Consider the following 8327-nt stretch of genomic DNA (forward strand, 5'->3'; position numbering starts at 1 on the left):
GAATCAGCTTATGTACTTAGCTAATCTTTCATACTTTATCACAAGTTGAGTAAGGATCTTTGACCATTCAAGTGGTCTTACTGTCCATTTCTTTGTTATATTTATTATTGCTAGATAAGCCATCTTTAAGAGAGAAGTATCCGTAGGAAAGACTCCCTTATTCTTCGTTACCTTCCTCAGTTGTCTATTAACTGATTCAATGGGATTAGTTGTATAAACCAATCTTCTCAGTTCCTCTGGATATTGAAAGAAGGTTGAAAGAGATTCCCAGTTTTCCTTCCAGCTTTTTATTGACAAGTGGTATTTGTCTCCCCACTTCTCTTCTAGTGCAAGCAATGCTCTCGTTTCTTTTCATTTGATCGTCATCAGTTAGTCTTTTCTCTTTCGTACTTGACGATTATCTCTTCAAGCACTTTCGCGGCCATTCTTACGGTCGGCTCACATCCGATAACTTCATCCCTGTACTTTTCTTTAAGTACTTTGCAATCAAGATGACCGTATCTCTTCTCGAATTCCTCAAGGAATTCTTCGGCGATACGTTTCATTTTCTCTTGTTTCTCGAATTCTTCACTGTTGAAAAGAATGCCAATCACCGCGAGGGAACCCGTTACTGCACCGCAAACGCTTCCGACTCTCATTCCTCCCCCGAAGGCACCCATGGTGTCGAACGCTTCTTTGGGAAGATTTAGATTGAATTCCTCGTTTGCTCCGTAAACCATCGCCTCTGCACAGTTTCTCTCTAGATCGTTTCTTGAATACTCCCTTCCTACAGCATCTTCAAGCATAATATACTCCTTCCTGACAGTCGGCTCCAGAACAAGACGGCATATCGATAAGTGTGCATTACGTATCACTTCTGATAGAATCTAAATATATTACTGAACTAAGGAGGTCTTTCATGTCAATACTACTAAAGAATGGTACAGTTTACCCTATCACATCCGATCCATTCAAAGGCGATGTCCTGATCGGTAACGGAAAGATTGAGCGGATAGGCCAGGGAATAGAGGAACCTGATGCAGAGGTAATTGATGCTTCGGGAAAGTATATTTTCCCCGGTTTCATTGATGCCCACTCTCATATTGGAATCTATGAAGAGGGTGTAGGCGGCTATTACGGAGATGGAAACGAAGCGACAGATCCTCTTACTCCCGATGTTTCAGTCGTTGACGCGTTTAATCCTCAGGATGCCGCAATAAAGCGCGCGTTATCAGGAGGAGTCACTACTGTCATGGTTGTTCCCGGTAGTGCGAACCCGGTCGGGGGTCAGGGCGCTATCTTCAAGTTCAAGAAAACCCTGATAGTCGACGACATGGTTGTCCGCGCTCCAGCAGGTTTGAAGATGGCGACAGGAGAGAACCCCAAGAGAGTCTACGGAGAAGGTTTCAAGAAAACGCCTTCCACTAGACTGGGAACGGCAGCTGTTATCCGTGGTTACTTCACAAAAGTCAGGGCCTACATTGAGAAGAAGAAGGCTGCTGAGAAAGAGGGAAAGCCCTTCACGGATATAGACCCGAAACTTGAGGTAGGAGAAAAAGTGCTCAAGAAGGAAATCCCCGCAAGAATTCACGCTCACAGACAGGATGATATTCTGACTGCAGTAAGGCTATCAAAGGAGTTTGATTTTGATCTTGTTGTGGAGCACGCAACTGAAGGCTACAAGATAGTAGATTTTCTCAAGAATAACAATGTTCCGGTTGTTCTTGGACCTATTTTCGGTTTTCGAACGAAACTCGAGCTTAAGGACATGAGTTACGATGCGCCAAGAATACTCAACGAAAAAGGCGTCCTGGCAGCTTTCATGTGTGATCATCCAGTCATTCCTCTTGAAAATACGAACGTTCAACTCGGTGTGGCTTTACGTTACGGCTCCAAAGAGGACGATCTATTCAAGATGGTGACGATAAATGCTGCGAAGATTTTGAAGATAGATGAGAGAGTTGGATCACTTGAAGTTGGAAAAGACGCAGATATTGCTATCTGGACTGATCATCCATTCAACCTTTCGGCGAAGGCAGAGAGAGTATTCATTGAAGGTGAAGAAGTATATAGCGATCTTTGATAAACGCTTTCTGTAAATATATCGAATTATTTGATGCGATTTAGGATCAAGCTTTGCCCGCGCTCTTCGTTGCGAGAGAAGAGTTCGTGGATTTAATTTGAGTGGAGGCCTTTTCAGGGGATAGGCTTCTCGTTTGAACCGGGAGCGCGAATCCAAGAAACTCAATGTAAGTGAAGCATTTGCCGAGAATTTCGCGAGGCTGGAATGGTCTGATGCACCATTTTAGAAACAAAAACTAGGCAATTGGACAAGCCTCTCTTGACAATTCGGCTTTGTGCGAGGTCTTGGAAAACCAAAACCTTTAAGTCTCTTGTAGCCAGGTTGGGTGACTCTCACGAAATAGTAAGGGGTGGGTTCTATGAGTCGTTCTTATTGAACAGAGAGAGATGCCGAGATAAACTGGTCCTTATTGATTGCGCAATTCTCGCCGTCATGCAGCAGCTCCTGAGGATTTTAACCATTCGACCAGGACGATGTCAAAGAAGCGGCATCTCGTCATGACCCAAGGATTCTCGTCATGAATTCGCTGAGACAAAGCGTTTCAAGTATGCTGGCGAGTTCTCTTGACTAGCCTGCGTGGTAAAATTGATATTACAGCGGGATAAGTAATCGAGTCCATGTTTTCAATGAGAATACTCTTTCGTTATAACAACTACGGTAAAGTGACTTAGACCGACAGCTGAACAAATGATGTCAAATCAACTCTAGGTAATGCCACGGCAGTTTTCGCAGTCTCTTATCCCGCAGATTGAACTGTTTCGCGCGAACGTTCTATTACGGAAACAGAGTCATGGGTATCTTAAGAAAAAAGGAAGTGAGATCTTGAGAGTTCTGTTGGTTTACCCTGAATACCCGGAGACATTCTGGAGTTTCAAGCATGCTTTGAAGTTTGTTTCTAAGAAAGCGGCGTATCCACCACTTGGTCTCATGACCGTTGCTGCCATGTTGCCCGAAGAATGGGAGAAGAAGCTCATCGATATGAACACGGACACTCTGCGTGATGAAGATATCACAGAATCCGACTACGTAATGATTAGCTCGATGGACATTCAGCTTGACTCGGCAAAGAAGGTCATTCAAAGGTGCAGAGAGCTTGGTGTCAAAACTGTAGCGGGCGGGCCGCTTTTCACTACCAGACCCGAGGAGTTCAGTGAAGTCGATCATCTTGTTCTTGGCGAGGCAGAAATGACTCTGGCTCCGTTTCTTCATGATTTAGAGAAAGGCCAGGCTAAGCACATTTACAGATCTGACGGCTTTCCAGATATCGGAACCAGCCCCATTCCAGACTGGGCGCTTCTTGACATGAGAAAGTACTCTTCAATGAACATTCAATATTCCAGAGGTTGTCCTTATAATTGTGAGTTCTGTGACATTGTTCTGCTAAACGGACGAATTCCCAGGACGAAGAGCGCGGAAAAACTCACTGCCGAAATGGAAGCATTATATGAGGCTGGTTGGCGCGGGGGAGTCTTCATTGTGGACGACAATTTCATCGGCAACAAGACGAAGCTGAAGAGAGAGATTCTTCCGGCAGTAGCCGAATGGATGAAAGAGAGGAATTATCCTTTTGTACTGAATACAGAAGTCTCAATTGATCTTTCGGATGACGATGAACTCATGAAACTCATGGTCGACGCAAATTTCGGAACCGTCTTCGTCGGCATAGAGACTACCGAGGAGGAAAGCCTTCTTGAATGCGGTAAGTATCAGAATCGAAACAGAGATTTACTCTCATCTGTAAAGAAGATGCAGCAGTTTGGGCTGCAGGTTCAGGGAGGATTCATTGTGGGCTTCGATCACGATAAGCCTTCGGTATTTAGAAACATGATCGATTTCATTCAGAAGAGCGGTATAGTGACGGCAATGGTTGGTGTCCTCACTGCGCCTACAGGTACAAGACTCTTCATGAGGTTGAAAGAAGAGAACAGGATCGCATCGGAGTTCTCTGGAAATAACACAAGCATTCTGACTAACATAGTTCCTAAGATGGGACTCAAGAACCTTGAAGACGGTTACTATGAGATACTTAAGAGCATCTACGCTCCTAAACCTTACCGTCAGAGAGTCATTACCTTTCTTAAGAACTATAAACCTAATACACCTAGACATGTAAGACCCCTTTCCGATAGTCTTAAGGCTTTTCTGAAGTCCCTATGGGTACTTGGAATCCGTGAAAGAGGCAGAATACACTACTGGCTACTGTTACTGTGGACGGCCTTCTTTAAGCCGTCGCTTTTCCCGCTGTCGGTGGAATTTGCGATATACGGCTATCACTTTCGGAAATCCCTTTCCTTTGCCCTGTTTGGAGAGAGCGGGTCAATACCGCCCAGTCATGCAGAAAGAGATTCAGAGTGATCAAGCATATCGAGGCGCGAAGTAGCTGACCGGTGAACTATCAGACTCTTTGTTCGTAAGAGGTTATAATTGAGTTCAGTCAAATATCCCGACTCAAAGGGACAATGGGTTGATAACAGCAATTCATTGTGGCAGGAGCGAGAGTATAGTAGATGTCGCGAAAGAGTGTGAAATTCGGAAGCTTTCTAAGAAATTACATAGATGATACCGAAAAGTTCAAGAAATGGCTTCAGTTAGGCATGGGATTTGAGAACCTCAGAAGAAGGCATTTTCCAGACAGGGGTCGACCTCGATTTGTCAATACGGTCAATCATCTAGCGCTTGAGGAAGTCTATTTTGCAATAAAGGGCATCAGTACCGTGTGGGTGAATCTCATGGCCCCTTCTGAGCTTCTTCTTTCTGCGGGTCTTAACCCCGTCTCTGCCGAAGGCATTTCTGGAGCGCTTTCGTCGATGCATCTTGAGGACACGGCGATAGCATATTCTTCACAGGCGGGAATAAGCGACTCCCTCTGTACGTTTCATAGAGCTTCTCTTGGAGTATCTATGAGAAAGCTTTTCCCTCCGCCAAAGTTGGTGATGACGACAAGCATTCTCTGCGATGGAAATCTTCCAACCTTCAAAAGAATAGCCAAGGAATACGATGTTCCTTTCATTTTGATAGATGTGCCAAGAGGTCGAAAGAGTGAGGCTGTAGGATACGTTCTCTCGCAATTGAAAGAAGTTGTCGGCACGATCGAAGAAATCACAGGGGCCCCCTTCAAAATGGATGAGTTGTCGTTGAGATTGTCTTATGAAAGAGAACTCATGGAAAACCTCGAGGAGTCGAAAGCCAGAACGGAAGACTCGTATCTGCCTCAGCACTTGTATGAACACATGAACTCGTTGTATGTACTTCATACTCTGGCCGGGGATGGGAGAATTGCGGCGGCCTCCAGAGGTATCCACGAAAGGCTTGAAGCGATTCCCGAAAACGCGAGGAAGATCCTCTGGCTTCACATTCCTCCCTATTACGATAATGAGCTTTTCAATCTCTTCGTTCCGGGATCGAAGAACCTCGTGGTTGCCAGTGAGCTCATGTGGGACTGGATGTATCCGGTTGATCCACAGCGACCACTTGAGAGTCTCGCAGAGAAACTTGTCTATAATCCTCTTTGTGGAAGCGTGGTCGATCGTGGAAACTTCTGCCTGGATCTTGCACGCAGCTTTAGGGTAGATGGAGTGATCCACTTTTCTCACTGGGGATGCAGACAGTCGGCCGGAGGAGTGAGTTACTTGAAGAGTATATTCGAAGAGGAGAGAATTTCCTTTCTTGAGTTGACGGGTGACTGTGTTGACCATTCATCTCAGGGAGCCGGGCAGCTGCGGACTAGGACAGAAGCATTCCTGGAAATTGTGGAGAAGAGAAGATGATCTATTATTCATGCAGCTACATACCAATGGAAGTGATGCTCGGAAGCGCCTGTGAATTCCACAGAATCACCTCCTCTGCTCCGACCTCTTGTCACGAACTTGGATGCAATTTGTGCGGTTATGCAAAGACCGTCTACAAAAAAGGGATGGAACTGAATTCAGATGATTGTCTCTTGATAGCCGACTCTTGTGATGCGATGCGCAGAGTCGGAGATCTTCTCTCAGAGCTTTCGTCAGCCAAGGTTTTCATCCTCAGACTTCCGTGGAAGAGAGATGCTGACGCGGTGAAATTCCTTTGCCGCGAGCTTGTCGGTCTGACAGCTTTCCTCCAGAACTCCGGTATTACAGTTGACCTGCATACTGGAATAAACCGATTCAACGATATTGTGGAGTATGTGCAGGCAAATGAAATGCTGGTTGAAGGGACGGAGTTATCAAGGCTTTACCTTTCGGCGCTAGATGGCAGGAAAGCCGAAGTGAGCCCTTCTATTGCCAAGAGCGATGGACCGGGAAAACGGATTGCACTTAGCGGCGGAGTGACTGATCTGAAAAGCTTCGATAATGCAGTGGAGAAGGCCGGCGCAATAACAGTATCAAATGAGACCTGCCTGGGAAGAAGACCGTTTTCTAGCAAGACCGCCGATAACATCGAACCACTGGTTGCGATTGCCGAACGTCTGCTGAGGTGGAGATCTCCTTGTGGTCGCTTCTCCGAGCCATTTCCAGCTTCAGATGACAGAGCAGATGCGACTGTCTTTGTGGTTCCTAAGTTTTGCGACTTCTTCGACTTTGTTCGTGCCGGCGACAACGGAAAGAGTTACAGAGTTGAACTCGATTTTCCTCTAAATTCAGATGGACAGCTGACCACAAGAATCGGGGCTTTGATGGAGAAGAGTGACTTCAGATCAGTATCGCATGCTGAGGAGGGAAGTACGGTGATTTACGCAGGAGTTGATTCAGGTTCTACGACTACCAATGGCGTTCTGGTTGACGGGAACGGCAGGATACTCTTCTCGAAGACTTTGAAAACGGGAATTAGGGCCTCGAATACAGCAGAAGTTCTTATACAGGAGATGACCGAATTCTCCCGCAAGAATGGAAATCAAATTGGAAAGTGCATTTCTACGGGCTATGGAAGGCTGCTCGTATCATCTGCAAGTGATAAGATCACAGAAATCTCATGTCACGCCAGAGGCGTTTTCGAACTCTACCCCGAAGCCCGAGGAATCATCGACATAGGCGGTCAGGACAGCAAAGTTATCCGATTGAATTCCGGGGGAAGTGTAGAAGACTTTGCAATGAATGATAAGTGCGCCGCCGGAACGGGAAGGTTTCTTGAAGTGATGGCTTCTGCTCTTGAGCTTGGCACCGAAGAGATGTCGTCGCTTGCCCGAAAATCAAAGAAGGATATTTCGATCAGTTCGGTTTGCACTGTATTCGCCGAGTCTGAAGTTGTCTCGCTGATAGGATTGGGAGAAAGAATTGAGGATATATCGGCCGGTCTATTCAAGGCGATAGCAAGAAGAGTGGGAGCGATGTATTCAAGATTGGGATCTCCAGAACCTCTTGTCTTCACCGGAGGGGTTGCGAGAAACCCTGGGGTAGTGGATGCTTTGAATAAGTTGTTTGGAACGGAGATCCTCATCCCCGAAATACCCGATATAATGGGAGCTTACGGCGCCGCTTTGTTCGCAAGAGAGTCGAGTTCCGAGAGCGACACTGGATGAGCTTTTGAACTTCGCGGTTCTATGATTTGTCAGCGATGTGTAGGAGGTGCATTTCATGGATCACCATGAAGAACTACGCAAGATTCCGAGTATTAGTGAAGAGATTATTGAAGACATCTACCATGTGAGACCTACGAAGGATCCTGGATAGTCGATCACGAAAGTGAAGAGAGAATCATTCATCGGTTTGACGAAAAGGTCGATACAATTACCGCTGCTTCGGAGTTAGCCGGCAGCAGTCCTGAAGGCAAGTTAGTGATTCATGATTCCAAGGGAAATGTCGATAGAGACGAGACCGTAAGAATAGGTAAGTCACTTCAAGAAAAATCCGGAGGCACGCGAGTTTTCATTCCAGTCGCAGTCCACACTCGTTTAAGCAGACACTGAAAATGAAGAGTCGTTGACCGTCCGAAAGCAAGGACGCGTTTACCGATAAGATCGAGAGGAGACGAGAGAAATCCTTTCGAGAAGTTCGCTTCGCCCACGGGACGGCCAGAATATTGAAGTCAGCCAGTATTGAAACAAAACGAATTGCACTGACTAGTATATTTGTGTGCAATGCCGTCGGGCAAAGCCCGACTGGTCTGCATAAGCAGAGTCGTGCGCTCCGATCCTTCAGATCCGATCTTCATTTCTCGTTCCTGGTGATGCAAAGTCGAAACCCTTCCCTAACCTCATCCCGTTATTCTGACATGCTGGTCAGAATCTCGATCTTTGAAACAGTTGCCAGTGACAAGTTGCGAGTTGAATAAGAAAATGGTTGTCCGTTAT

Annotated in this window: 6 protein-coding genes and 1 pseudogene; 5 read left to right on the forward strand and 2 right to left on the reverse strand. The window is 46.1% G+C overall.

All coding sequences use genetic code 11. The features are described 5' to 3' along the window. Nucleotides 1-3 precede the first annotated feature (3 nt). Both B3157_RS00005 and B3157_RS00010 read right to left on the reverse strand, forming a co-directional pair. Nucleotides 4-339, reverse strand: a pseudogene (locus B3157_RS00005) (transposase); the annotation flags it as partial. 26 nt (nucleotides 340-365) lie between these two features. After that, nucleotides 366-785 carry a C-GCAxxG-C-C family (seleno)protein gene (locus B3157_RS00010; protein WP_214059790.1) on the reverse strand — a complete coding sequence of 140 codons (420 nt, stop codon included), beginning with the start codon at nucleotides 783-785 and terminating at the stop codon, nucleotides 366-368. A 113-nt stretch (nucleotides 786-898) separates the two neighbouring features. Between B3157_RS00010 and B3157_RS00015 the strand changes: the two genes are divergently transcribed. The 5 genes from B3157_RS00015 to B3157_RS12835 all read left to right on the forward strand — a co-directional run bounded on the left by B3157_RS00015 (nucleotide 899) and on the right by B3157_RS12835 (nucleotide 7943). Next, nucleotides 899-2062 carry an amidohydrolase gene (locus B3157_RS00015; protein WP_214059791.1) on the forward strand — a complete coding sequence of 388 codons (1164 nt, stop codon included), beginning with the start codon at nucleotides 899-901 and terminating at the stop codon, nucleotides 2060-2062. Between the two features lie 822 nt (nucleotides 2063-2884). Then, nucleotides 2885-4417 carry a B12-binding domain-containing radical SAM protein gene (locus tag B3157_RS00020; protein WP_292587814.1) on the forward strand — a complete coding sequence of 511 codons (1533 nt, stop codon included), beginning with the start codon at nucleotides 2885-2887 and terminating at the stop codon, nucleotides 4415-4417. A gap of 152 nt (nucleotides 4418-4569) precedes the next feature. Beyond that, the gene (locus B3157_RS00025) at nucleotides 4570-5829 is read left to right on the forward strand and encodes a 2-hydroxyacyl-CoA dehydratase subunit D (RefSeq protein ID WP_292587816.1); all 1260 of its coding nucleotides are present in this window, start codon (nucleotides 4570-4572) and stop codon (nucleotides 5827-5829) included. Further along, on the forward strand, nucleotides 5826-7556 hold the full coding sequence (locus B3157_RS00030; protein WP_292587818.1) for an acyl-CoA dehydratase activase: 1731 nt from the start codon (nucleotides 5826-5828) through the stop codon (nucleotides 7554-7556). Before B3157_RS00025 ends, B3157_RS00030 begins: the two co-directional genes overlap by 4 nt. A gap of 177 nt (nucleotides 7557-7733) precedes the next feature. Further along, nucleotides 7734-7943 (forward strand): hypothetical protein, encoded by a 210-nt coding sequence (locus tag B3157_RS12835; RefSeq protein WP_414674265.1) that lies wholly within the window; start codon nucleotides 7734-7736, stop codon nucleotides 7941-7943. Nucleotides 7944-8327 lie beyond the last annotated feature (384 nt).

It is taken from the genome of Mesotoga sp. UBA5557 (assembly GCF_002425715.1).
Classification (GTDB): Bacteria; Thermotogota; Thermotogae; order Petrotogales; family Kosmotogaceae; genus Mesotoga.

What these genes read in the sequence shown, in the direction of transcription:
- B3157_RS00025 (WP_292587816.1), top strand. Translation starts at nt 4,570, where the DNA reads ATGTCGCGAAAGAGTGTGAAATTCGGAAGCTTTCTAAGAAATTACATA.
- B3157_RS00015 (WP_214059791.1), top strand. Translation starts at nt 899, where the DNA reads ATGTCAATACTACTAAAGAATGGTACAGTTTACCCTATCACATCCGAT.
- B3157_RS00030 (WP_292587818.1), top strand. Translation starts at nt 5,826, where the DNA reads ATGATCTATTATTCATGCAGCTACATACCAATGGAAGTGATGCTCGGA.
- B3157_RS00010 (WP_214059790.1), bottom strand. Translation starts at nt 785, where the DNA reads ATGCTTGAAGATGCTGTAGGAAGGGAGTATTCAAGAAACGATCTAGAG.